Genomic DNA, 24,030 nt, shown 5'->3' with positions numbered 1-24,030 from the left:
CGATAGCCCTGCTTCAGCAATCAGGAGAACGTATCATGACGCAACGTATCAACTACTTTCAGCAATCTCCGGAGCTGACGAAGAAGCTCGTCGAACTCGACGGGCTGCTTCAGAAGACGACGATCGAAGTGCCGGTTCGCGAGTTCGTCGAGATCCGCGCGTCGCAACTCAACGGCTGCGCGTTCTGCGTCGACATGCACATCAAGATGGCCAGGATCCACGGCGAGCGCGAACTGCGCGCGCATCACGTCGCGATCTGGCGCGAGTCGCCGCTGTTCTCGCCGCGCGAGCGTGCCGCGCTCGAATGGACCGAAGCGCTCACGCAGCTTTCGCCGCACGGCGTGCCGGACGATCTCTACGATCGCGTGCGCGCCCACTTTGCCGAGAAGGAGCTGTCGGATCTCACCGTCCTCGTCGGTGCGATCAACTGCTGGAACCGGCTGAACGTCGCGTTCCGGATGGTGCCCGGCTCGTTCGACAAGATGTTCGGTCTCGACAAGGCCAACCTGGAGTAACGACATGAAACGCATCGTGCTCGCGCTTGCACCGCTTGCGCTGTCGCTGCTGATGCCCGTTCCGCCGGCTGCCGCCGCGCCGCAGGCCAAGGTGACGCAACTGACCACGGAGCCGCTGCCCGAGTATCCGGGCAAGGAAGTAGAGATGATCGTCGTCGATTATCCGCCCGGCAGCGTCGACCCCGTTCATCGCCACGACGCGCACGCGTTCGTCTATGTGCTCGACGGCAGCATCGTGATGGGCCTGAACGGCGGCAAGACGGTCACGCTCCATGCAGGCGACACGTTCCACGAAGGTCCCGACGACGTGCACACGGTCGGACGAAACGCCAGCGGTACGAAGCCGGCGAAATTCGTCGTGTTCCTAATCAAGAACAAGGGCGCGCCGGTTCTCACGCCGGTGAAGTAGCGGGATCGTCGTCGAGGCGCCAGGTCGGCCGGAAACGGCAGCTCGGCGCCGCGAACGCACGCGTTCTGCAACGCGACGGCTTGCCTGGGCTGGCCGGCCGACGCCGTCTCGGCCGGCGCACGGCCGGCAAGCGAGCCTGCAAACCGCGTGCCGTGCCTTCGGCGGGCCCTTCGATGAAAAGCCGGGATCGGCTGCGTACAGCCGGATGCCCGATGCGGGCGACACATGGACATGAGCGCGACGGACGGGAAGCCTTGCCCGGAAATATTCGACGCCGGCGTGCGGCGTCCGGCCGGCATTTATCCGACGTGGCGCGGCCCGATGAGTCTCGTCATCGGGAAACCGCCGAGCATACTCCCCACCAGTATCGGTCAGTTCTCCGATTCCAGATAAAAGAGTGCTCCGCGGATTTCGATGGATGGTGGTTTCCGGCGGTTGAATCCACCACCCAAAACGGATAGTTGCCGACAGTTCTCAAACGGCCGCTTTCGTTCCGGATTTTGTCATCCCGAGGAAAAGCGAACCGTCCAATCAATATGACTTGTGATGTCATACGCGGCATCCGGTGAAAACGTCGGCTTGACTGCAAGAACGCAAAACAGATGCACTCTTTCGGCCACGATCAATGCTACAGACCGCCGCGCTTGAGCGGTATCCCCGACGGATGCGGATTCGCGTCGTCAGTATCTTCGGGAAGCAGGTTGCCGTCGTCGAGCTTCACATCTGCACGCGCCGTTGCGGGATAGCGGTCGGGGTAAAGGTGGCGTCGGGCGACCGTCTCGTCGAACGTACCAGACCATTTCGCAACGACCACCGTGGCTAAGCTGTTGCCGATCGTATTGCACGTTGCGATTGCCATCGACATGAAGCGGTAGACGCCAAAGATAAGTGCGAGTCCTTCTACCGGCAGCAGCCCCGTCGATGTCACTGTCGCCGCGAACACGACGAACGATCCGCCCGATACGGTCGCGGCACCTTTCGACGTCAACAGCATCAGCAGCAGGATGCCGATCTGATGCTCGAACGTGAGCGGCACGTTGTATGCGTGCGCGATGAACATCACGCCCATCGCCATGAAGATCGACGTCCCGTCGAGATTGAACGCATAGCCGGTCGGAAGCACGAGACCGACCGTCTGCTTCGCGCAGCCGAGTCGCTCGAGCTTGATCAGAAGGCGCGGCAACGCGCTTTCCGACGACGCGGTGCCGATCACGATCAGGATCTCGTCCTTGATGTAGCGCATGAAGCGCCACATGCTGAAGCCTGCCAGCTTCGCCACGATGCCCATCACGACGACGATGAACAGCACCACGACCGCATAGAAGGTGAGCACGAGCTGCGCCAGCGCGACCAGCACGGCTGTCCCGTTGCTACCGACCGCGAACGCTATCGCGCCGAAGGTACCGAGCGGGGCAAGCTTCATCACTAGATTGATAAACGAGAACAGGACCTCCGAAATCTGGTCGAGCCCGTCGCTGATTCGCGTGCGCCGCCCTTCGGGAATCGCGAGAATGCCGATGCCGACCATCACCGCGAGCACGACCACCTGCAGCAGCTCGCCCTTCGCGAATGCGCCGATGAAGTTGTCTGGCACGAGATGCATCACGAATTCGGTGAACCCTTGCGGCGCCGCCTTTGCCGCGGCGACCGGTACCTTGCCGACCGCCACGGACGTCATGCCCTGGCCGGTCTGCAGCAGGTTGCCGGCAAACAGGCCGAACGCCAGCGCGATCGTCGACACGACTTCAAAATAGACGAACGCGCGCCAGCCAACCCGCCCCGCGCTCTTCACGTCGCCAGCAGAAGCAATGCCGTGCACGATTGTCAGGAACACGAGCGGCGCGACGCCGGCCTTGATCAGCGCGAGAAAAACGTCGCCGAGAATCTTCAGTTGCGTGCTGAATTTCGGAAACAGCAGTCCGGCGACGATGCCGAGCAGCAGCGACGCGAGCACCTGCATGCCGAGCTTGCGATACCACGGGCGCTTCGGCTGCGGGGCGACCGGTTCGTCGCGCGGGGTCTGTGCGTGATTCATGATGGTGTCTCCTCCACGGCGTCCATTCAGATTTCGCGGGACAGGGCGATTGCCCGATCGACCATCTGCGGCGCGAGGCCCAGGTAGTTGGCCGGATCTGTCATGCGCTCGATCGCCTCGCGATCGAAGTGCCGCGTCACGTCGGGCAATGCGGCCAGCGCTTCGGCGAGCGTGCCGCCCCTCTCGTTGACCGTGCGGCACGCGTCATACACGATGTCGTGCGCCTGCTGGCGCCCGGTAAACGGCGCCATCTGCATCATCGCGGCTTCGGCGACAATCAGCCCCTTGCTGATGCCGAGGTTCTGCTTCATCCGCTCCGCATCGACGATCAGGCCGCCGAGCGCGAACTTCGCCTGATGCAGCGCACCCGAAGTCAGGATGAAGCTCTCGGGAATCGCGATCCATTCCGCATGCCACGGGCCTGTTGCGCGCTCGAAATCCTGGATCATCGCGTCAACCATCAGGCCGGCGTGCTGCCGCACCGCTTTCGCTGCCGCCAGCATCAGCTCGCTCGAAATCGGATTGCGCTTCTGCGGCATCGTGCTGCTCGCGCCGCGCCCCTTGACGAACGGTTCGTACACTTCCGCGAACTCGTTCGACGCCATGATCATGATGTCGATCGCGATCTTGCCGAGCGAGCCAGTAATCAGCGCGAGCAGGTTCACCGCCTCGGCGAAGCCGTCGCGCGCGACGTGCCACGTCGTCGCGGGCACACCGAGCTTCAGTTCTTCCGCAAGCGCCTTCTGGACTTCGAAACCCTTGTCGCCGAGCGACGCCAGCGTGCCGGCCGCGCCAGCGAACTCGACAACCGCGACGCGTGAGCGCAGCTCCGCGAGCCGCTGCTGATGCCGGTCGAACATCGCGAGCCAGATTGCGACCTTGTATCCGAACGTGACCGGCAGCGCCTGCTGCAGATGTGTGCGACCCGCCATCGCGGTATCGCGATGCTTGTTCGCGAGATCGGCGAGGATGCCGCGCAGCGCGCGAATGTCGCCGTCGATCGAATCAAGCGCATCGCGCACTTGCAGCGACACCGCGGTGTCCATGATGTCCTGCGTCGTCGCGCCCCAATGCACGAAGCGGCCCGCGTCACCGCACATTGCGACGAGCTGGTGCACGAGCGGCAGGATCGGATAGCCAACGATATCCGTCTCCTCGCGCATGTGATCGAAATCGATGCGCTCGATGCTCGATTCCCGCGCGATGACGTCGGCAGCGTCGGCAGGGATTACGCCGACCCGCGCCTCGGCCTTCGCGAGCGCGACTTCGACATCGATGTAGCGCTGCACGAGCGCGTAGTCGGAAAACAGAGCACGCATCTTCGCGGTGCCAAAGGCATCACGAAACAGGATCGAATCGACGACGGTGCTGGAGACGGGGATGGTGCGGCTTGGCATGGCGACCTCTGAAAACGGAAACGGGAAAAAGGCATCGGACCTTCGAAGTCGACCCACCTCAATATGTCCGGACATATTGAAGAATATTATGTCCGGACATATCGTTCAAGCGACGTTTACCCTTAAACTGACGGCGATGACCGAGACGCAGAGAAGATGAACAGACCCCATTTCGCCAATATCGCGCGCGACCTGACCGAAGGCATCACGTCGGGCCGCTTTCCCGTCGGTTCGTACTTGCCGACCGAGCTCGAATTGCGCGATCTGTACAAGACAAGCCGGCACACGATCCGCGCGGCGCTGCACGAGTTGCAGCAACTCGGCTTCGTGTCGCGGCGCAAGAACGCAGGAACGCGTGTCGAATCGGCGCAACCGAAAAACGACTTCCGGCCTTCGCTCGCCTCAATCGAAGATCTCGTCCAGTTCGGTTCAGAGAACCTGCGCGTGGTGCAGTCGATCGAGGAGCTTGCGGCGGAGGGCAAGCTCGCGAAGGTTCTGAAGTGCGAAGAAGGGGCACGCTGGCTGCGCATTTCGAGCTTGCGCGTGGAACGCGACAAGACGCGTCCGCCGATAGGCTGGACGGACGTCTATATCGATCCGGACTATGTGGAGATCGCGGAGACGGCTCGCAAAGAGCCGGACACGCTGATCAGTTCATTGATTGAGATGCGTTACGGGCGATGCGTTGCAGAGATCCAGCAGAACGTGCAGGCGGTGAACGTTTCACCGGAAATGGCTGCGCGACTGCAGATCCCGGCGGGAACCGCCGCGCTCGAAATTGTGCGGCGCTATCTCGATTCGACAGGCGTTGCGTTCGAAATCTCGATCAGCGTTCACCCAGCCGAGCGATTTTCAGTTTCCATGAGGCTGAAACGGTCCGAGAGTTGAACCGGCGGACTGGTGAAAGTGCCGTCCACGATGACGCACCGAAACAGAAAGCAGATTTGCCCGTCATCTGCTCTCCTCGTGACATCCCTCGCCCCCTTCAATGCACCCGTGACGGTGCAGTAGCTTTACTCAATCACCTAATGTGTCGCGTTAAAGTGGATGGCCGTTGTGCCTTCGGGTTCAGCCATTTGCCGGAAACTCGCGAACGACTCCAGTTGGCCGATCACCGACATTCCGCACCGCGTTCGCCAGGATTCCGCGATGACCCGACAAAAAACGACGACATCATCGAACGGGGCAACGGCGTGCAGATCAACCGCCCTGAATCCAATCCGCATACCGCCCCGTCGAATACGCAAAGCTTCCCGCCCAACCGACACGCGTCGCGCCAACCTCCCGGCGCGACACACTAGCGCTTTGAAGCACGCCTGCGCGTCGTCGCCTTTGCTGCCGCGACCGGCGCCACTTCCGCCGGGACAGCCGCCGTGCCCGTCCGCTTGAACCACGGCGAACCCAGCGTGGCCGCGCTCATGTCCGACGCAGCCGCGAGCAATAGCGGCGCGAGTTCCTTCAGGCGCGACTCCGGCAGGCGGCTCGTCGGCCCGGCGAGGCTCACGATACCGACCACTTCGTTCGTGACCGGATTGCGCACGGCCGCCGCGATCGACGTCATGCCGACCTCGTACGTCTCGATCGCCATCCCGTAGCCACGCTCGCGCGCGCCGTTCAGATCCTTCAGGAACTGCTGGATCGTCTTCGGTGCGCGCGGGACATTCTGCGCCTTCGCGCTGAGGCCGCCCTGCCTCGACACCAGTTCGATCGCGCGCTCGTCGGGCAGCGTCGCGAGCCACGCCTGGCCGCTCGCGGTGCAATGCAGCGGCGGCTGGCTGCCCATGTCCGGGTCGTAACGCAGCCCGGACTTCGCACCCTGCGCCTTGCCGACGAACGTGATGTGATCGTCCTCGACCACGCCCAGCCGTGCCAGTTCGCCCGACGACTCGGCCAGGCGATCGAGCACCGGCTGGGAAATGTCGAATACCCCGCTCGTCGACAAATAGATCAGCGCGAGCGACACCAGCTTCAGCGCCAGCATGTATTCGCCGTGCTCCTCGTCCTGACGGACGAACCCCTCGTCGATCAGCATCGACAGCAGGCGATGCGTGCCGCTGCGGGGAATGTTCAGCGTATCGGCAATGGTGGCCAGCGGCATGCGGCCGCCGTTCTTCGCCAGCAATTCCAGCACTGCGAGCGCACGCTCGAGATTTCCTGCCATGGCGCCTTCTCGTCCGTATGGTGAATGTCAAATAAGAACACAATTCCATACTGGAATTCAAGAGAATTTGGCGCGGCGCCGCACCCCACCGTGGCGCCGCGCTCGCCGTCAGTGGCCGGCAGCCCCGCTCACGGCCACGAACCTTCCGCGATGGCGCGCGCCCTTGAGCAGCACCGCTGCACCGCCCACGGCCGCCGGCACCGCAAGCGCCGCGAAGACCTGGCCGAAGCTCCAGTTCGCATGGAGCATGGCCGCGCCCAGCATCGCGCCCGCGATGCCGCCGAAACGGCCGACCCCGAGCATCCAGCTCGTCCCGGTGGCCCGCATTTCGGTCGGATAGGAGCCGGCCGCCAGCGCGCAGAAGCCCGTATTCGAACCGTTCATGCAGTACCCGATGCCGAACGCGAGCACGCAGATGACGCCGAACGGATGAGCCGACACACCCATGTACCAGGCCAGCGCGCCGCCGGCGAGCACGGTCGCGCCGAGCGCGGCATGCGGATTGAAGCGGTCCATCTGCCAGCCGATCAGCAGCGAACCGACCGTTCCGCCCGCTTGGAACAGCGCGCCGACGATCGCCGCCTCGGCCAGCGAAAAACCCAGACCGCGAATCAGCGTCGGCAGCCAGTTGCCGAGCAGATAGACGGTCAGCAATCCCGCGAAGTAGCAGATCCACAGCATCACCGTGCCGAACGCATGTTCGCGCGACAGAATCGCGCGAACGGGGCTACGCACGTCGCGCGCCGGTTCGGCGGACACGAACCGCGTCCGTGCGTCGGCGACTGCCGGCTGTATGCGATTCAGCACGCCGATGAGCCGTGCGCGGCGCCGCTCCGACAGCGCGAGATACCGTGCCGATTCCGGCAGCCATTTGACGAGGATGGGCACGTACGCGATCGGCAGCACGCCGCCGAGCAGCAGGACCGAATGCCAGCCCCACGTTTCGATCATCCACGCGCTCACGAAACCGCCGCCCGCCGCGCCGAAGGTGAAGCCGCAGAACACGGCCGTCACCATCAGCGCGCGCCGCCGCGGCGGCGCATATTCGGCCATCAGCGTGGCCGCGTTCGGCATCGACGCGCCCAGGCCGATGCCGGTCAGGAAGCGCAGCACCGCCAGCGACACCACGCCGGTCGCAAACGCCGATGCAATGCTCCACAGGCCGAAGAACATCACCGCGCTGACCATCACCGTCTTGCGGCCGAAGCGGTCGGACATCGGGCCGGCCGTGAGCGCGCCGAACGCGAGGCCGAGCAGGCCACCGCTCATCACCGGGCCCAGCGCGTCACGCGGAATCGACCACGCGCCGGAAATCGACGGCGCGATGAAGCCGATCATTACCGTGTCGAGCCCGTCGAGCATCACGATCAGCATGCACAACACCAGCACGAGCCACTGGAACCGGCCCACCGGCCGCGTATCGAGAAATTGCTGAACGTCGAGCGAGCGCGCGTCATTCGATTCGCTTTCCTGAATGAAATGTTTCGGCCGTCGGGCCGTCTGCGAGGAAGTCATGCTGATGTCTCCGGAGATGCTGTTCTTGTTGTCGTATCGAATGCCCGATCCGCGCGCCGGCGCGATGCCTGGCGCCGATCGGGCCCGTCGCGTCGAGAAGGCGGCCGCCGCGCGATCAGGCCGGCACGGCCGCCGCATCGATCACGGCAACGGTGGCTTCACGCAGGCGGCGCGCGCGCTCGACGGCAGGCGTCGTCTTCGCCCACGCTTCGTTCGGCACCTCGACGCTCACCGGCAGGTGAGCGGGCAGCGCGCGCAGGATGCCCGCAAGGTCGAGACCGCCCTCGCCCGGCACCATCCGCGCGCAGCGTGCCTGGAACAGCAGCGTGTCGACGTCGGTCGGCCGTTCGGCCGGCGCATCGCAGAACTGGACGTAGCCGAAGTACGCGTGCGGCAACGCGCGCAACGCGTCGAGCGACGAGCCGGTACGATCGAAGTGGATCGGATCGACGATCAATCCGGTGTTGCGCCGGCCGCACGCGTCGACGATGCGCGCGCCGGCGCCGATGTCCTTCACGTCGGTCCACGGCATCGGCTCCAGCGACGGCGACAGGCCGAGCGGCGCGGCCAGGTCGCACAGCCGGCCGAGCCGGTCGACGGTGCGCGCCTCGTCGGGATCGTTGCCGGCCACGAGGACGTAGCGCGCGCCGAGCTCCGCCGCCGTTTCGAGCATCGGCAGGTAGTGCATCACGTCGGTATCGGGCTTCAGGCGCGCGATCTCGACGTCGAGCACACGCATGCCCGTATCGCGCAGGACCGCCAGCGTTTCGCGCCTGAGCGGCGTATCGCCGACGATCTCGTGGCGAACCTCGGTGTCGGTGGCCGGCAGCAGTCGCAGGCCGACGTAGTCGTAGCCGGCGTCGACGGCGCATCGCACCATCTGCGGCGGGCTCAGTTCGAGCACGGTCAGCGCCGACAGCGACAGCGCGCGGAATTGAGGCTGGGTCATATCGTCTCCTTGAGCGTCATGGCGCAATACGCGGCACGTTCAGCGCAACGGCGAAAACGGCGCGGGCACGCAGATCGTCGATTCCATGGTCGTGAGGTGGGCCGGGCCGCCCTTCGGCGGCCAGATGCCGTCCTTGACCGCTTCGGCGCGAATGCGCGAACGCTCGTCCACGCTCGCATACGGCCAGATGTTCAGGAACCGCGGCGTGTCGCCGTCGAGCGCATACATCGCGCCGACCAGCGGCGAGCGGCGGGTGCGCTCCGGCACCGCCTGCTCCCACACGTCGATCGTGTGCTGCAGGCTGCCGAGCTTCGTGCCATATACGCGCATCTCGTAGATGCCGCCGTGCACGGCCGGTTCGATCGGCGGCAGGAACGGGAACAGCGCATAGCTGGCCGTCTTCACGTCGATGATCGATTCGCCGCAGCGGAACGGGTTGCCTTCGAGCAGCATCCGTTTGCGCTCGGCGACGAGCGCGGCCTCCGATTCATAACCGCGCAGCACCAGCACCTGACCGAGCGTGCCGATGTCCGAGTACCACGCGCCGAGCAGCCTGCCGCTGTGCGGATCGCCGCTGGCCTGAATCCCTTCGAAGACCTGCGCGTTCGCGCCGATCTTCACCGTGAGCGTCACTACGTCATACAGTCTCATTGCGTTGTCCTCGAGGATGAATCGATGCCGGCACGCGCGGGTTCGGGCGCGGCGTCGGCGAGAGAAAGGCCGGCGAGATAACCGAACGTCATCGCCGGGCCGAGTGTGATGCCGCCGCTGGGATAGCAGCCGCCCATCATGCTGGCGGAATCGTTGCCGACCGCGTAGAGGCCGGCGATCGCACGGCCGGCGTGGTCGAGCACGCGCGCGTCGCGGTCGGTGGCCAGGCCCGCGAACGTGCCGAGGCTGCCCGGCAACAGCTTCACCGCATAGAACGGCCCCGCGTCGATCGGCGCGAGACACGGGTTCGGCTGCCGGTCGGCATCGCCCTGCACGCGGTTGTACGGCGTCGAGCCCTTGTGAAACGCCGGATCGCAACCCTGCTTCGCGTACTGGTTGTAGGCCGATACCGTGTCCACCAGCGAAGCGGCGTCGATTCCGCATTCGCGCGCGAGCGCGTCGAGCGTCGCGCCGCGCTTCAGATAGCCCGAGCGCCGGTACGGGCCGGTCGGGAACGGAAACGGCTTCGAGAAACCGAGCCCATAGCGCCGCTGAAAGCGATGGTCGCAGACGAGCCACGCGCACACTTCCTCGCCGGCCGGCGTCGTGTCGAGCAGCGCGGCAATGAAGTCGTGATACGACGATGCCTCGTTCACGAAGCGCTTGCCCGCGCGTGTCACCGCGATCACGCCCGGCTTCGCGCGTTCGATCAGATGCGGAAACGCGACGGCGTCGCCGCCCGGTTGCGGCACCAGCGAGACGGGCGCCCACGCGGCCGGCGCATCGAGCGACCGGTCGAAATGCGCGCCGATCGATTCGCCGAGCCGGATCCCGTCGCCGGTATTGCAGAGCGGCGCCGCCGACCAGTGTTCGCGGCCCGACGGCGTATACGCGAACGTCTGCGCACGCCGCGCCTGATCGTGAGGGAAGCCTCCGCAAGCCAGCACGACGCCGCGCGCCGCGCGCACCTCGTGCACGATGCCGTCGATCGCCACGCGGGCGCCGATCACGCGCACGTCGTCGCGCAGCAGGCCGATCGCCTTCGCATGGGTGCGCAGGTCGACCCCGCGATCGGCGGCCGACTTCAACAGGCGCGCGACGAGCGCATTGCCGTTGACGAGATGCATCGAGCGCCCGTAACGCAGCTTGTGCCACGCGAACGCGGCCAGCCGGCGGCCGACATGCAGCGCGGAGCTCAGCGAGCGCGTCGCGCGATAGAAATGCGCGAGATCCTGGCCGGACGCGAGTGCCATCCCCTTGAGCGTCGTCACCGACAGCGGTGTGCGCAGCTTGTCGATCAGCGGGCCCAGTTCACGGCCGTCGTACGGCATCGCGCAGACCGAGCGCCCGCCCGTGCCGGCGCCCGGCGTGGTGTGGAAATCCGGAATGCGGTTGCCGTCGACGAAGCGCAGCGCCGTGTTCCGCTCGAAGAATTCGATCATCTCCGGGCCGCGTTCGAGCAGCGCATCGGCCTTCGCCGCATCGAACTGCGCGCCCAGCTCGTTCTTCAGGTACGTGCGCGGCGCATCGATGTCCTCGCGAATGCCGGCACGCGTCGCGAGCGGATTGCGCGGAATCCACATCCATCCGCCCGACCACGCGGTGGTGCCGCCGAACACGGCCTCCTTCTCGGCGACGATCACGCCCAGGCCCCGCGCCGCCGCCGTGACGGCCGCCGCGAGGCCGCCCGCGCCGGAGCCCAGTACCAGCACGTCGCAATCGAGTATCGGTTCACGCTTCATGTTCAGTCCTGCCCGTTCAGTGTCTCCAACGCCGGATGCGACACGATCGCGACGTCCATGGAATATCATTGCGAAGTGGAATACTATTCCACTCAATCGGATTTCGCAAAGACTTTGTGACGACAGGGAGGCAACGCAATGCGAGTACTGGTAACGGGCGGCAGCGGTTTTCTCGGCGCATGGATCATCAGGAGGCTGCTGGCGCGCGGCATGGAATGCGTGAGCTTCGACGTGCGCACGAACCCGCGCCTCGTCGAGGCGCTCGCGCCCGAACGGGCTGCGGCCGTACGCTGGCGCACCGGCGACATCGCCGACGCGGCCGCCACGGCGCACGCCTTCGACGGCTGCGACGCGGCGATCCATCTCGCAGGCATCCTCACGCCCGACTGCGCGGCCGATCCCGTGCGCGGCGCGCGGGTCAACCTGATCGGCACGCTGAACGTATTCGAGGCCGCACGCTCGGCCGGGCTGCGACGCGTGCTCTATGCGAGCAGCGCCGGCGTATTCGGCCCCGACGACGGCGCCGTGCCGTTGCCGCAAACCCACTACGGCGCGTTCAAGCTTGCGTGCGAAGGATCGGCACGCGCGTACTGGCACGACCACGGGATCGCGAGCGTGGGCTTCCGTCCGCTCGTGGTCTATGGGGCCGGACGCGAGACCGGATCGAGCGCGGGGCCGAGCCTGGCCTGTCGGGCGGCCGCGCGCGGCGAGCGCTACACGATTCCGTTTACCGGCGCGACGGGCCTCGTGTTCGCCGACGACGTCGCCGCCGCTTACGAGGCCGCGCTGCTGGCCGACATCGAAGGCGCACACGCCTTCACGCTGGCGGGCGAGATCACCCCGGTGAACACGCTGATCGAACGGATCGCGGCCCTCGTGCCGGGTGCGCACATCGATGCCGGCGGCCCGCCGCTGCCGATCGCGACGGCGTTCCCCGACGACCCCGCGCTCGACCGCCTGCTGCCCGGCCTGCCGCGGACCGCGCTCGACGACGGACTGCGGCAGACGGTGGCGTTCTACCGGCGCCAGCGCTAGGCCGGCGCCCGCTACCCGCGGCTACGCGACGACGTCCGCGGGTGCAACGCCCGTGCGCGTCGCAGCCGCGCGATGCACGGCGAGCGTCGCCGCGAGCGTGCGCGCGGCGTCGTCGGCCGGACACAGCGGCGCCTCGGCGCCCGCGATCACCGCCGCGAAGTGGCGCAACTGCTCGTGATACGGATCGGCGCCATGCGGCGTGCAGCGCTCGACCGTCAATGGATCGTGCCAGCCCTTCCCGCTGCGGTATTCCCACAGATCGAGCTGCGGCAGCGTGAGCGAGGCATCGGTGCCGATCAGGAAATGCGTGTTCACCTGCTGGCGCGGATAGTGCGCGGCCTCGCCCGCCGCGAGATCCCAGTTCCACGGCGAGGTCGCGCAGTCGGACACGGCCAGCGTGCCGAGCGCGCCGCTGTCGAAGCGCAGCAGCACGGCGGCCGTGTCTTCCACGTCGAAACCGCGCACGCGATTGGACGCCTGGGCCTGCACCTCGACGATCTCGCCGAGCAGGAACCGCATGATGTCGATGTCGTGAATCAGGTTGATCAACACCGGGCCGCCGCCCGCGCGACGACGCCATTCGATGTCGAAATACGCGTCGGGCTTGTAGAACGTCGCGAGCGCATTGGCCGCGACGGGTTTGCCGAGCCGCCCCGACTGCACGATCTCTCGCGCGCGCCGCAAGACCGGATTGTGGCGGCGATGATGGCCGACCAGCAGCGGCACACCGGCCTCGCGTGCGGCGCGACCGAGGCCCGCCGCCGCCGCGACGCTGTCCGACACCGGCTTCTCGATCAGCGCCGGCACGCCGCGCGCGATGCAGGCAAGGCCGACCTCGACATGCGTCGCATTCGGCGTCGCGACGATCGCGCCGTCCGGGCGCATCGCGTCGAGCATCGTCGCGTAGTCGGCGAACCAGCGCAGCCCCTCGGCACGCGCGAACTGCTCGGCCGCCGGCGACGGATCGGCGATCGCCGCGACTTCCACCTGCGCATGCGTGCGTGCGCGCTCCACGTGCATCCGCCCGATTGCGCCTGCACCGATCACTGCCAGCCGTCTTCTTGCCATCGCTTCATCTCCGTTGTGCGGGGCGTACGTGTCGCGTCGAGCCGTTCGTCTTCCGGATCGACCGGGTGAATACCCCGATTTATTGAAACCATCTTTGATTGTTGAATGCTATTCCACTTCTAACCAGAATTCACGAAAATTCGACACGTGTCGCGCGGCCCGCCCACGGACCGCACGGAATCGAACCTTGACCAGGAAACAGGAGGCCAGACACATGACTGATCAGCACGAGCAGAACGACACCCTTTCCGGCGCCCCGGCAGACGTGCCTGACCACCCGGCGGCGTCGCGCCGCGCGTGGCTCGTCACCGCGGGCAAGGCGCTCGCGGGCGGGGCCGCGGCGCTCGCCGCGCCGGCGATCGTGCGCGCGCAGGGCGAGCAACCGCTGAAGCTGGGCCTGCTGATGGCCAAGCAGGGCGTGTGGACCGAACAAGGCGAAGTGATCGCGAACGGCGTCAAGCTCGCGCTCGAGGAGGCGGGCAACCAGGCGCGCGGCCGGCGCGTCGATCTCGTCTGGTACGACGAACCGAACCCGCAGTCGGCGCAGCAGAACATGCAGAAGCTCGTCGAGCAGGACCACGCGATCGCGGTGATCGGCGGCACGAACAGCGGCACGTCGCTCACGATGTCGTCGGTCGCATGGCGCACCAGGACGCCTTACATCGCGCCGAACGCCGCCGCGCGCGAGCTGACCGGCAGCAGTTGCAACCCGTACACGTTCCGCGTGCTGAGCCCGACGCCCGTCGCATGCCGCGCACTCGCGCCGTCGATGCTCGCGATCGGCAAGAAATGGCACTTCCTCGTCGCGAACTATGCGTACGGGCAGGACATTCAGCGCGCGATGTCCGACTTGTTGAAACAGGCCGGCGGCGTCATTACCGGCGCCGACGTCACGCCGCTCAACACCACCGACTTCAGCTCGTTCATCCTGAAGATCCGCCAGTCGAAACCCGATGTCGTGCTGCTCGGGCTGCCGGGCGGCGACCTGTCGACGTTCCTGAAGCAATACGCGGAAATGGGCATGAAAGGCCGCATCCCGGTGGCGTGCCCGATCATCGGCGACTCGGATCTCTGGTCGATCAACGCCGACGCCGCCACCGGCTACTACGGCAAGCCGTGGCATTTCAGCTCGCCGGGCCATGCGCCGGAAGAAGTTGCGTTCATCAGGAAGTACACGGCGAAGTACGGCAAGCCGCCGGCCGACAAGGCCTGGATCGGCTGGTTCACGGCGCGCGCACTGCTGCAGGCGATCAACCACGCGAAGAGCACGTCCGGCGCGGACATCGTGCAGAGCCTGGAGACCATTCAGCTCGCCGACGGCAGCGGCGCCGCCTACTTCCGCCCGTGGGACCACCAGTTGTTGCGGCGCTGGAGCGTGTTCAAGGTGAAGGACCGGATCGGCGACAAATGGGACTGGCTCGACCCGATCTCCGTCGTGCCGCAGAACCCCGGCGACCTCGACCGTCTCTTCGGCACACGCGAGGAGATCGGCTGCAAGATGGCCGCGCGCTGAGCCCGCGCGCCGCCGCCCCAAGCGTATCCCGCGCGCGTCGCGGCCCGCCGCTCGCCCGTCACGACGGGCCGCGGCGCGGCGCGGCGAGCCGCACTCTGGAGTAAGGGCATGGCTGAAATGTTGTTGTCCCAGGTCGCCAACGGACTGGTGCTGGGGTTCCTCTATGTATTGCTTGCGATCGGACTGTCGATCATCTGCGGGCTGCTGGGCATCGTGAATTTCGCGCATGGCGCGCTCTTCGCGCTCGGCGCGTATTTCGCGATCGCACTGTCGACGCAGTTCGGATGGGCCGCCGTCGCGCTCGCACCGGTGCTCGTCGCGGCGGTGGGCGTGCTGATCGAAGTGGTGTTCATCCGGCGCCTGTACGGCAAGGAGCCGCTCCTCGGCCTGATCGTCACGTTCGCGCTGTCGCTGCTGCTCACCGCACTGGTTCGCCTCGTGTGGGGCGCGGGCGGGCTGCCGTTCAGTCCGCCCGGGATGCTCAACGGGTTTCTCGTATACGGGCCGCTGCTGATCACGAAGTATCGGCTGTTCGTGCTCGCCGCGACGATCGCGATCCTCGTCGTGCTGTGGTGGTTCATGAACTACACGCCATACGGGCGGATCCTGCGCGCCGGCAGCCGCGATCCTGAAATGGTCGGCCTGCTCGGCATCAACCTGCCGCGCGTGCTGACCGGCGCGTTCGCGCTCGGCGCGCTGCTCGCGGGTGCCGCGGGCGTGCTCGCGGCGCCGCTCGTCACGGTCACGCCGGGGATGGCGACGACCGCCGTGATGCCCGCGTTCGTGATCGTCACGATCGGCGGGCTCGGCTCGTTCGCCGGCGCGGTGGTCGCCGGCCTGCTGGTCGGCATCGCGACCGCGCTGGCCGTCCAGTTCTTTCCGGCGGGCTCGTCGGTCGCGATGTACGCGTTGATGGCACTCGTCCTTCTCGTGCGCCCTCGCGGGCTGTTTGGTGAACGCTGGGAGCGCTTCGAATGAAATTCGACTATCTGACCCGCCATCCGGTTGCAGTGCTGACCACCGCGCTCGCCGTCGTGTCGCTTGCCCTCACCGCGACCGGCACGCCGCTCGAGCGCGCGACCCAGATCGCGATCTACACGCTCTACGGGATGGGCGTGAACCTGCTGGTCGCGTATACGGGGCTCGTCCCGTTCGGCGCATCGGTGTTCTTCGGCACGGCCACGTACCTGGTCGCCGTGTCGCTGCTGCGCGTGCTGGGCAACGAGCTGCTCGCGCTGGCGGCCACCGTGATCGTGACGACCGTGCTCGCCGCGCTGATCGGCGCGGTTGTGTTGCGCCGGCGCGGGCTCTACTTCTCGCTGCTCACCCTCGCCTGTTCGCAGATCGCGTTCGAGATCGCGTTCAAGTGGACCGATGTGACCGGCGGTGAAAACGGCCTGCAGAACGTGCCGCGCCCGACCTTCCCGACGACCGTCGGCTTCCACGTATTCGCATGCGTGACGGTGATCGCCATCGCGTGTCTGCTATGGCGCCTCGTGCACGCGCCGTTCGGACGGGCGCTGCAGGCACTGCGCGACAACGAGCAGCGCGCGGCGAGCCTCGGCTACGACACGTATCGGCTCAAGCTGCGCGCGTTCGTGATCTCGGCTGCGGTGATCGGCTACGCGGGCGGCCTGCTGTGCCTGATGCTGCAGGGCGCGTACGCGAACAACCTGAGCTGGGAGCACGCGGGCGACAGCCTGCTGATGACCGTGCTCGGCGGTGTCCACCAGTTTCTCGGGCCGCTGTGGGGCGCGATCGCGTTCATCCTGCTCGAAGACAAGCTCAGCAGCCTGACCGAGCACTGGTGGCTGATCTTCGCGCCGATCGTCATCGCGTTCGCGTTCTTCTCGCCCGAGGGCATCCACGGCATCGCGCAGCGGCTGTTGCGACGTCCGCGCTGGACCCTCGTGCGCGACACGATTCCCGTGCGCCCCGCCACGATCGCGCCGTATCGCGCGGGCGGCGTCGAGACCGATCCCGCCACGCCCGTGCTGAGCGTGCGCGGATTGTCGAAGCGTTTCGGCTCGCTCGTGACCGCCGAACGGATCGACCTCGACGTCCATCCGTGCCGGCTGCACAGCTTCATCGGCCCGAACGGCGCGGGCAAGACCACGTTCTTCAACATGCTGACGGGCGTGCTGTCGCCGACGGCCGGCACGATCACGTTCGACGGCAAGGACGTGACGAAGCTCGCCATGTTCCGCCGCGTGCGGCTCGGCATGAGTCGCTCGTTCCAGATCCTCAGCGTATTTCGCAATCTCACCGTGTTCGAGAACGTGCGCGTCGCGGTGCAGGCCGCGCAGCACGATCGCCTCGGCCTGTGGCGCGACGCGCACACGCTCGGCGAACAGAACGAGATGACCTGGTCGCTGCTCGCGGCGGTCGGGCTGACCGAGCGCGCGGCGCATGGTTGCGAAAGCCTGTCGCACGGCGAGCAGCGCCTGCTCGAAATCGCGCTGTCGCTCGCGACTCGCGCACGCCTGCTGCTGCTCGACGAGCCGCTCGCGGGGCTTGCCGAAGCCGACCGCGTGCGCGTGGCGGCGATCATCCGCGAGCTGGCGAACCATCACGCGGTGCTGCTGATCGAGCACGACATCGATCGCGTGCTGACGATTTCCGATCGCGTCAGCGTGCTCCATCGCGGCCGCCTGATCGCCGACGGCTCGCCGGCCGAAGTCGCGCTCCATCCCGAGGTGATCGAAGCCTACCTGGGCCACGCGAAGGGCGAGCGGCCGGTCGATGCGAGGCTGGCCGCCCGACGCGGCGCACAGCACGAAGATGCCGCACCGGCGCGACGCCCGCTGCTGCGCCTCGAAGGCGTGAAGGCCGGTTATACCGGCAACACGATCCTCGACGGCATCGACCTCGCGCTCCACGAAGGCGAAGTGATTGCGATCCTCGGACGCAACGGCGTCGGCAAGACGACGACGTTGCGCGCCGCGACCGGCGTCGCCGACGTGACGGCCGGGCGCATCGTGTTCGACGGCCACGACATCACCGGGCGCCCCGCGCACGAGATCAATCGACTCGGCCTCGCGATGGTGCCCGAGGGCCGCCGCCTGTTCCCGAACCTCACGGTCGCCGAGAACCTGCGGCTCGCCGCACGCAAGGGCGGCGCGAGCGTCGACGAGATGTTCGCGCTGTTCCCGCGACTCGCGACGCGCAAGGATGCGCGCGCCGAACATCTGTCCGGCGGCGAACGACAGATGGTGGCGATCGCGCGCGCGCTGATGGCGCCGGCGAAGGCGATCCTGCTCGACGAACCGTTCGAGGGGCTCGCGCCCGCCGTCGTACAGGAAGTGCTCGACGCGGTAGTCAAGCTGCGCGAGCGCGCGAGCGTCGTGATCGTCGAGCACCAGGCCGACATGGTGCTGCCGATCGCGGATCGCGCGTACGTGCTCGTCAACGGTCGCGTCGCGCACGAAAGCAGCGCGGTCGCGCTCGAACAGGACACCGCCACCCAGGCGAAATTGCTCGGCATCGTACACGACGAGGCCGGTTCAACCCAGGAGATGAAAACAGCATGACAGCCCCCTTGACCCCGACCGCCCCGGTTTCGCTCGACGAAGGCCTGAGCGGTGCGACCCGCATTCATTTCATCGTCGGCGATCCGATCGCGCAGGTCCGTTCGCCGAAAGGCGTGACGGCCGCGCTGCGCGAGGCCGGACTCGACGCGCTGGTCGTTCCCGCTCATGTCGCACCGGCCGATCTTGCGGCGTTCTTCGCGGGCATCACACCGATGCGCAACGTCGACGGCGTGATCATCACCGTGCCGCACAAATTCAGCGCCGCCGGGTTCTGCTCGCGCCTGTCCGATGAAGCGGCATTCCTCGGCGCGGCGAATACGCTACGACGCACCGCCGAAGGCGGCTGGCACGGCGGCATGTTCGACGGCACCGGTTTCGTCGCCGCGCTCGGCGACGAAGGCTGCGACCTGCGCGGCAAGCGCGCACTGCTGGTCGGCGCGGGCGGCGCAGGCTCGGCAATCGGCCATGCGCTGGTGATGGCGGGTGTCACGTCGCTCGACGTGCGCGACAACGATGCCGGCCGCACCGCGTCGCTGGTCGAGCGGCTGGCCACGCTGCAACGCGGCACGGTGCGCGTCGCCGCCGCGGATATCGCAGCCGAATCGTTCGACGTGATCGTCAATGCGTCGCCGATGGGCATGCGGCCGGACGATCCGCTGCCCGTCGACGTCTCGCGCGTGCCGGCCACCGCGTTCGTCGGCGACGTCGTCACGAAACCGCCGCTCACGCCGTTCATCGAGGCGGCGCGTGCCCGCGGTTGCCGAACCGTCACGGGCACGCAGATGTTCGCGCGGGTCTGCGATCGAATGGTCGCATTCCTGGTCGATACCGATACCGCCGCCTGACTGCATGTGGACAGGTCGCGATCGTCATGCGCGGCGCGGCCTGCCGAATCGTTTCCGCCGCGCCGGCGTCGACGCGCAGCCGGTGCAGGCATCGTGCACCCTGAATGAAGTCGCGCCTCGTCTTCCGGACATATTTCGGAACACTATTCCACTTTCTTTGTTATTGGAATAACATTCCACAAAGATCGAAGCCTCTTCCGCCGCGCGCACGAATCCGGACGTGCGGCGGAACGAAACGAAGGAGACGTGGACATGGCTGCAGTGCAACAGGGTTGGGACGAAGAGGTGGACCTGCTGGTGTTCGGCGCAGGTGCGGCGGGCATGACCGCCGCGCTCGTCGCGCATCACGAGGGGCTCGCCGTCCTGATATGCGAAAAAACCGCCGCGGTGGGCGGCATCACATCCACGTCGGGCGGCACGACCTGGGTGCCGGGCACACGCTTGAGCGTCGCCGCGGGCGTGCCCGACAGCGTCGACGATGCGCGCCGCTTCCTGCAGTCGGTGGTCGGCGCGCGCGGCGGCGACGACGCGCGCGAAGCATTTCTGCAAAGCGGCCCCGACGCGATCGACGAACTCGCGCGCATCAGCGACGTGAAGTTCGTCGCCGCCACCGCACATCCGGATTACGTCAACGGCCCGGGCGCGGCCTACGGCGGCCGGGCGCTCGTGCCCGCGCCGTTCGATGCGCGTGTGCTCGGCCGCGCGTTCGCGCGCGTGCGCCCGCCGCGCAAGGAATTCATGGGCCTCGGCGGCATGATGGTCGCGCGTGCCGACCTCAATGCGCTGCTCGCGCCGTTCGCGTCGGTCGCGAACTTCAAGCGCACGATCGCGGTCGTCGGGCGCTATGCGATGGATCGCCTGCGTTTTCCGCGCGGCACGCAGCTGGTGATGGGCAACGCGCTCGCCGCCCGGCTCTATTACAGCCTGCTCAAACGCCAGGTCGAGATTCGCTTCGACACGCCGCTGCTCGAACTCGTGCGCGAGAACGGCCGCGTCACCGGCGCCATCGTCACGACACCGGATGGCGGTCGCAAGCGAATCGGCGCGCGGCGCGGCGTGGTGCTCGCGACCGGCGGCATCACGCGCCATCCGTCGCTGCGCCGGCAGTTCTTCCCTGCCGCGGCCCAGCCGCTGTCGCTGTCGCCGAATACGCATACCGGCGACGGCGTCGACCGCGCACAGCGCGTCAATGCGCGGGTCGAAAACGGCGGCGACAGCCCGGGGCTATGGATGCCGTGTTCGATCCGCCGCGCACCGGGCGCCCCCACGGGCGGCGACGGCGACAGCGTCTGGCCGCACATCATTCTCGATCGCGCGAAGCCCGGCCTCATCGCGGTCAACAGCCGCGGCGAGCGCTTCGTCAACGAATCGAACTCGTACCACGACTTCGTGATGGGCATGCTGCGCGACAGCGGCAACGGTCCGAGCGTGCCGGCCCATCTGATCGTCGATGCTGCGTTCATTCGCACCTATGGCCTCGGCCTGCTGATGCCGGCGCGCAGCGCGGCCCGCATCGCCGAATTCGAACGCGCCGGCTATCTGGTGAAAGGTGCAACGCTGGCCGAGCTGGCGGCGAAGTTGCAGGTGGATGCGAACGGCCTGGCGCGCACCGTCGCGACCTACAATCGCGACGCCGCCAATGGCGAGGATCCGGCATTCCAGCGCGGCAGCAGCCCGATGAGCCGCTTCAACGGCGATCCGGCCCAACAGCCGAATCCGTGCATCCGGCCGATCGGCGCGGGGCCTTACTACGCGCTGACCGTATGGCCGGCCGATCTCGCGTGCAGCGCGGGGTTGAGCGGCACGGCGAACGGCGAGGTGATCGATGTCGACGGGCGCGTGATCCCCGGCCTGTTCGCGTGCGGCAACGATCTCGCGTCGATCTTTCGCGGCACGTACCCCGGCCCCGGCACGACGCTCGGCCCGGCCATCGTATTCGGCTGGCGCATCGCGAAGTTCGTCGCGCGACGCGAAGCGGCATCGACGGGCACATCACCCGCGGCCGCGGTGCACCGCTCGACCTGCGACAGCGCGCAACGCTGACGAACGCGCCGGCACGGCACGCGCAGGCCGCGCCGGCTCACCCCATCGAGAAGGAGTCGTTCATGCAACGCATCGTCAACCGCCATCGATTGAACATGCCGAAACTGGGGCTCGGCACATGGCCCATGCTCGGCGACGAATGCACGCGCGCGGTCGCGCTCGCACTGGAGTCGGGTTATCGCCATATCGATACCGCAGCCGCGTACGAGAACGAAGCGGCGGTCGGCAACGCCATCGCCGCTTCGAACGTCCCGCGCGAGCAGATTCACGTGACCAGCAAGGTATGGTGGGACCAGTTGAACCCCGAACGCATGCGGCAATCGCTCGACGACACCTTGCGCGCGCTGCGCTGCGACTACGTGGACCTGTTCCTGATCCACTGGCCGGCGCCCGACTGGAATCTTGCAGAGACGATCGACACGCTCGTTTCGTTCAAGGAGCAGGGACGCGCCCGCGCGATCGGCGTCGCGAACTTCCCGCTTGCGCTGTTGCGCGCCGTCGTCGAACAGATGCAGGCGCCACTGGCCGCGATACAGGTCGAGTATCACGTGCTGCTCGGTCAGGCGCAGTTGCTGCAATTCGCGCGCCGACATGACATGGCGCTGATCGCGTACAGCCCGCTCGCGCGCAACCGCGTGTCGGAGATCCCGGAACTGCAGCGGATCGCCGACAAGCATCGCGTGCTGCCGAGCCAGGTGGCGCTGAAATGGCTGCTCGACCAGCCGAACGTGGCCGCCGTGCCGAAGGCGGCCGGGCAACGCAATCAGCTCGCCAATCTGGCATCGCTCGACGTGAACCTGGACGACGCTGATCGTGCGCTGATCGCCGGCCTGCCGAAGAATCAGCGGCTCGTCAGTCCGGCGTTCGCGCCGCAGTGGGATCCGGCCATGTAAGGAACGGCGTGTGGGTCGGCAATCCTTGCAGGCACGGGATGAAATCGCGGCTTCGGCACGCCTGTCGCCCACGCCGCGCGGCCCTTCACCTGGGTGCCGGCCCGATCACAGGCGCCAGAACCCGATCGGCGTCGACGAATCGGTCGGCGCCAACAGACCGGAGATCGCACTGGCCAGCACTGGGGCTTTGCATCGCGCCTGCACCGCGAGCCAATGCCCGCAAGGCATTCCAATCCGGCCCCATAAATCAGAATTTGTGCCGGTCAACACCTGACCGATCGAGACCTGGCACCCGCCATCTTCCGCAAGCATGTCTTTCCGGGGTTTACCTAACTGACTGGACGCCGAGCGCATGCTTAAATAAATCAACTTGATTTATTTAATGCGCCGAAAGCGGCGCCACATGGAGGGAGACGCCATGCGAAGCCCGCACATCGGCCAGGGCAGCAACTCGGTCAACGTGCGCCGTTACAACGAGCGCCTTTTGCTGAAGACGCTGCGCCGTACCGGCAGCGCGTCGAAGGCCGACCTCGCCCGCCACGCGAACATGACGAGTGCGGCTGTCGGCGGCATCATCGCGTCGCTCGCCGACGCGAAACTGATCGAATTCGCCGGCCGCACCGAAGGCCAGCGCGGCCAGCCGGCGTCGCTGATTCGTCTCGATCCGAATGGGGCATTCGGCATCGGCGTCCGCATCGACCGCATGCGCATCGAAACGGCGCTGGTCAACTTCGCGGGCAAGATCATCGGCCGCCGCTCCCACGACACCCTGCTCCCTCCGCCCGCGACCGTGCTCGAACTGGTTCGCAGCGACATCGAAGAGATGCAACGGCTGCTGCCCGCGCAGGATCGCGATCGGCTGGCGGGCGTCGGCGTGGCCCATCCGTTCAACCTGGGGAGCTGGCTGCGCGAACTCGGCCTGCCGGCCGAAGCCTTCCGCGCGTGGGCCGAGATCGACCTGGCCCGGGAACTCGCCCGTGTCATTCCGCTGCCGGTGTTCAGCGAAAACGACGGCAATGCGGCCGCCATCGCCGAGCTCTTTTACGGCTGCGGCCGGCAACGCGACAATTTCGTCTATCTGTTCCTCGGACCGGTGATCGGCGGCGGGATCGCGATCGACGGCGACTGCCTGCACGGCCGCACCGGCAACGCCGGCGATTTCGCCGTGATGCCCGTACACCCGAGCCGCCTGCCCTCGGCGCCCGCGCCGCACGGCGCGTGGGACATCCTCCTGACGCGTGCGTCGTTGAGCGCGCTGATTCGTCATCTGCGCCATTGCGGCGAGCGGGTCGAGAACCGCGCGGATCTCAACGACTGCATCGCACGCAACGTGCCGGCCGTCGACGAATGGATCGACGATTGCGTCGATGCGCTCGCGTTCGCGCTGCGCGGGGCGCTATCCGTACTCGATTTGCCGGTCGTCGTCCTTGATTCGGACGTCGATGCCGGCCTGCTCGACACGCTCATGCAACGCCTGGGCGTGGCGCTCGCCGACATCACGCCGGAAGCCCGCAGCGCGCCGGAACTCGTGCGCGGCTCGTTCGGCGCCGACGCCGGCGCGATCGGCGCCGCGACGCTGCCGATGTTCTTCAATTTCTCACCACGCTCCGGCATCCTGCGCGGTGCAGGCCTGGATACGCAAGAGGTCGCTTATGTCGCGTTCTGAGTCCCCCCGGCCGCTGCTCGAGATGCGCGGCATCAGCAAGACCTTCCCGGCCGTGCGCGCGCT

Annotated in this window: 19 protein-coding genes; 11 read left to right on the top strand and 8 right to left on the bottom strand. The window is 67.0% G+C overall.

All coding sequences use genetic code 11. From position 1 onward, the window contains the following. Positions 1-35: 35 nt before the first annotated feature. Both DID99_RS33410 and DID99_RS33405 read left to right on the top strand, forming a co-directional pair. On the top strand, positions 36-515 hold the full coding sequence (locus tag DID99_RS33410) for a carboxymuconolactone decarboxylase family protein (protein WP_124668407.1): 480 nt from the start codon (positions 36-38) through the stop codon (positions 513-515). 4 nt (positions 516-519) lie between these two features. Further along, on the top strand, positions 520-924 hold the full coding sequence (locus tag DID99_RS33405; protein WP_124522718.1) for a cupin domain-containing protein: 405 nt from the start codon (positions 520-522) through the stop codon (positions 922-924). Between the two features lie 628 nt (positions 925-1,552). On the opposite strand, the gene DID99_RS33400 is transcribed toward DID99_RS33405, so the two are convergent. Both DID99_RS33400 and DID99_RS33395 read right to left on the bottom strand, forming a co-directional pair. Continuing rightward, positions 1,553-2,959 carry a cation:dicarboxylate symporter family transporter gene (locus tag DID99_RS33400; RefSeq protein ID WP_124668406.1) on the bottom strand — a complete coding sequence of 469 codons (1,407 nt, stop codon included), beginning with the start codon at positions 2,957-2,959 and terminating at the stop codon, positions 1,553-1,555. Between the two features lie 26 nt (positions 2,960-2,985). Further along, positions 2,986-4,356, bottom strand: coding sequence for an adenylosuccinate lyase family protein (locus DID99_RS33395; RefSeq protein ID WP_124668405.1), 1,371 nt, complete (start codon positions 4,354-4,356; stop codon positions 2,986-2,988). Positions 4,357-4,512: 156 nt separating this feature from the next. Here DID99_RS33395 and DID99_RS33390 point away from each other — a divergent pair, with 156 nt between their 5' ends. Further along, positions 4,513-5,244, top strand: a complete 732-nt coding sequence (locus tag DID99_RS33390) for a GntR family transcriptional regulator (protein ID WP_124668404.1) — start codon at positions 4,513-4,515, stop codon at positions 5,242-5,244. Between the two features lie 409 nt (positions 5,245-5,653). Here DID99_RS33390 and DID99_RS33385 read toward each other — a convergent pair whose 3' ends face one another. From DID99_RS33385 to DID99_RS33365, 5 genes are all read right to left on the bottom strand, one after another. Then, positions 5,654-6,517 (bottom strand): IclR family transcriptional regulator, encoded by an 864-nt coding sequence (locus DID99_RS33385; protein ID WP_124668403.1) that lies wholly within the window; start codon positions 6,515-6,517, stop codon positions 5,654-5,656. Positions 6,518-6,625: 108 nt separating this feature from the next. Further along, positions 6,626-7,993: an MFS transporter gene (locus tag DID99_RS33380; RefSeq protein WP_409362717.1), complete on the bottom strand. Its 1,368-nt coding sequence runs from the start codon at positions 7,991-7,993 to the stop codon at positions 6,626-6,628. A 154-nt stretch (positions 7,994-8,147) separates the two neighbouring features. Continuing rightward, positions 8,148-8,981, bottom strand: a complete 834-nt coding sequence (locus DID99_RS33375; RefSeq protein WP_124668401.1) for a sugar phosphate isomerase/epimerase — start codon at positions 8,979-8,981, stop codon at positions 8,148-8,150. A 39-nt stretch (positions 8,982-9,020) separates the two neighbouring features. Further along, on the bottom strand, positions 9,021-9,632 hold the full coding sequence (locus DID99_RS33370) for an NIPSNAP family protein (RefSeq protein ID WP_124668400.1): 612 nt from the start codon (positions 9,630-9,632) through the stop codon (positions 9,021-9,023). Next, positions 9,629-11,374: an FAD-dependent oxidoreductase gene (locus DID99_RS33365; RefSeq protein WP_124668399.1), complete on the bottom strand. Its 1,746-nt coding sequence runs from the start codon at positions 11,372-11,374 to the stop codon at positions 9,629-9,631. The genes DID99_RS33370 and DID99_RS33365 overlap by 4 nt, the downstream gene beginning before the upstream one ends. A 138-nt stretch (positions 11,375-11,512) precedes the next feature. Between DID99_RS33365 and DID99_RS33360 the strand changes: the two genes are divergently transcribed. Beyond that, the gene (locus DID99_RS33360; protein ID WP_044848723.1) at positions 11,513-12,409 is read left to right on the top strand and encodes an NAD(P)-dependent oxidoreductase; all 897 of its coding nucleotides are present in this window, start codon (positions 11,513-11,515) and stop codon (positions 12,407-12,409) included. Between the two features lie 21 nt (positions 12,410-12,430). Here the strand turns inward: DID99_RS33360 and DID99_RS33355 are convergent, their stop codons facing one another. Next, positions 12,431-13,477 carry a Gfo/Idh/MocA family protein gene (locus DID99_RS33355; protein ID WP_124530267.1) on the bottom strand — a complete coding sequence of 349 codons (1,047 nt, stop codon included), beginning with the start codon at positions 13,475-13,477 and terminating at the stop codon, positions 12,431-12,433. A 214-nt stretch (positions 13,478-13,691) separates the two neighbouring features. Between DID99_RS33355 and DID99_RS33345 the strand changes: the two genes are divergently transcribed. From DID99_RS33345 to DID99_RS33315, 7 genes are all read left to right on the top strand, one after another. Continuing rightward, positions 13,692-14,990: an ABC transporter substrate-binding protein gene (locus tag DID99_RS33345; protein ID WP_124668398.1), complete on the top strand. Its 1,299-nt coding sequence runs from the start codon at positions 13,692-13,694 to the stop codon at positions 14,988-14,990. Positions 14,991-15,098: 108 nt separating this feature from the next. Further along, the gene (locus tag DID99_RS33340) at positions 15,099-15,968 is read left to right on the top strand and encodes a branched-chain amino acid ABC transporter permease (protein ID WP_124522696.1); all 870 of its coding nucleotides are present in this window, start codon (positions 15,099-15,101) and stop codon (positions 15,966-15,968) included. After that, complete coding sequence (locus tag DID99_RS33335; RefSeq protein WP_124668397.1) at positions 15,965-18,520, top strand: branched-chain amino acid ABC transporter ATP-binding protein/permease; 2,556 nt, start codon at positions 15,965-15,967, stop codon at positions 18,518-18,520. The genes DID99_RS33340 and DID99_RS33335 overlap by 4 nt, the downstream gene beginning before the upstream one ends. Further along, a complete protein-coding gene (locus tag DID99_RS33330; RefSeq protein ID WP_124668396.1) occupies positions 18,517-19,365 on the top strand; it encodes a shikimate dehydrogenase in 849 nt (282 codons plus the stop codon). Before DID99_RS33335 ends, DID99_RS33330 begins: the two co-directional genes overlap by 4 nt. 252 nt (positions 19,366-19,617) lie before the next feature. After that, positions 19,618-21,408, top strand: a complete 1,791-nt coding sequence (locus DID99_RS33325; RefSeq protein ID WP_124668395.1) for an FAD-binding protein — start codon at positions 19,618-19,620, stop codon at positions 21,406-21,408. Between the two features lie 62 nt (positions 21,409-21,470). Next, positions 21,471-22,301 carry an aldo/keto reductase gene (locus tag DID99_RS33320; protein ID WP_124668411.1) on the top strand — a complete coding sequence of 277 codons (831 nt, stop codon included), beginning with the start codon at positions 21,471-21,473 and terminating at the stop codon, positions 22,299-22,301. 418 nt (positions 22,302-22,719) lie between these two features. After that, positions 22,720-23,967: an ROK family protein gene (locus tag DID99_RS33315; RefSeq protein WP_124668394.1), complete on the top strand. Its 1,248-nt coding sequence runs from the start codon at positions 22,720-22,722 to the stop codon at positions 23,965-23,967. Positions 23,968-24,030: the final 63 nt, after the last annotated feature.

The organism is Burkholderia sp. Bp8986 (assembly GCF_003854225.1).
In the GTDB taxonomy this organism is placed as follows: Bacteria; Pseudomonadota; Gammaproteobacteria; order Burkholderiales; family Burkholderiaceae; genus Burkholderia.
The sequence above is the reverse complement of the archived record's forward strand: the minus strand, read 5'-3'. Positions and strand labels throughout refer to the sequence as shown.

Coding starts and splice junctions, on each gene's coding strand:
- DID99_RS33410 (WP_124668407.1), top strand. CDS start 36: ATGACGCAACGTATCAACTACTTTCAGCAATCTCCGGAGCTGACGAAG.
- DID99_RS33405 (WP_124522718.1), top strand. CDS start 520: ATGAAACGCATCGTGCTCGCGCTTGCACCGCTTGCGCTGTCGCTGCTG.
- DID99_RS33400 (WP_124668406.1), bottom strand. CDS start 2,959: ATGAATCACGCACAGACCCCGCGCGACGAACCGGTCGCCCCGCAGCCG.
- DID99_RS33395 (WP_124668405.1), bottom strand. CDS start 4,356: ATGCCAAGCCGCACCATCCCCGTCTCCAGCACCGTCGTCGATTCGATC.
- DID99_RS33390 (WP_124668404.1), top strand. CDS start 4,513: ATGAACAGACCCCATTTCGCCAATATCGCGCGCGACCTGACCGAAGGC.
- DID99_RS33385 (WP_124668403.1), bottom strand. CDS start 6,517: ATGGCAGGAAATCTCGAGCGTGCGCTCGCAGTGCTGGAATTGCTGGCG.
- DID99_RS33375 (WP_124668401.1), bottom strand. CDS start 8,981: ATGACCCAGCCTCAATTCCGCGCGCTGTCGCTGTCGGCGCTGACCGTG.
- DID99_RS33370 (WP_124668400.1), bottom strand. CDS start 9,632: ATGAGACTGTATGACGTAGTGACGCTCACGGTGAAGATCGGCGCGAAC.
- DID99_RS33365 (WP_124668399.1), bottom strand. CDS start 11,374: ATGAAGCGTGAACCGATACTCGATTGCGACGTGCTGGTACTGGGCTCC.
- DID99_RS33360 (WP_044848723.1), top strand. CDS start 11,513: ATGCGAGTACTGGTAACGGGCGGCAGCGGTTTTCTCGGCGCATGGATC.
- DID99_RS33355 (WP_124530267.1), bottom strand. CDS start 13,477: ATGGCAAGAAGACGGCTGGCAGTGATCGGTGCAGGCGCAATCGGGCGG.
- DID99_RS33345 (WP_124668398.1), top strand. CDS start 13,692: ATGACTGATCAGCACGAGCAGAACGACACCCTTTCCGGCGCCCCGGCA.
- DID99_RS33340 (WP_124522696.1), top strand. CDS start 15,099: ATGGCTGAAATGTTGTTGTCCCAGGTCGCCAACGGACTGGTGCTGGGG.
- DID99_RS33335 (WP_124668397.1), top strand. CDS start 15,965: ATGAAATTCGACTATCTGACCCGCCATCCGGTTGCAGTGCTGACCACC.
- DID99_RS33330 (WP_124668396.1), top strand. CDS start 18,517: ATGACAGCCCCCTTGACCCCGACCGCCCCGGTTTCGCTCGACGAAGGC.
- DID99_RS33325 (WP_124668395.1), top strand. CDS start 19,618: ATGGCTGCAGTGCAACAGGGTTGGGACGAAGAGGTGGACCTGCTGGTG.
- DID99_RS33320 (WP_124668411.1), top strand. CDS start 21,471: ATGCAACGCATCGTCAACCGCCATCGATTGAACATGCCGAAACTGGGG.
- DID99_RS33315 (WP_124668394.1), top strand. CDS start 22,720: ATGCGAAGCCCGCACATCGGCCAGGGCAGCAACTCGGTCAACGTGCGC.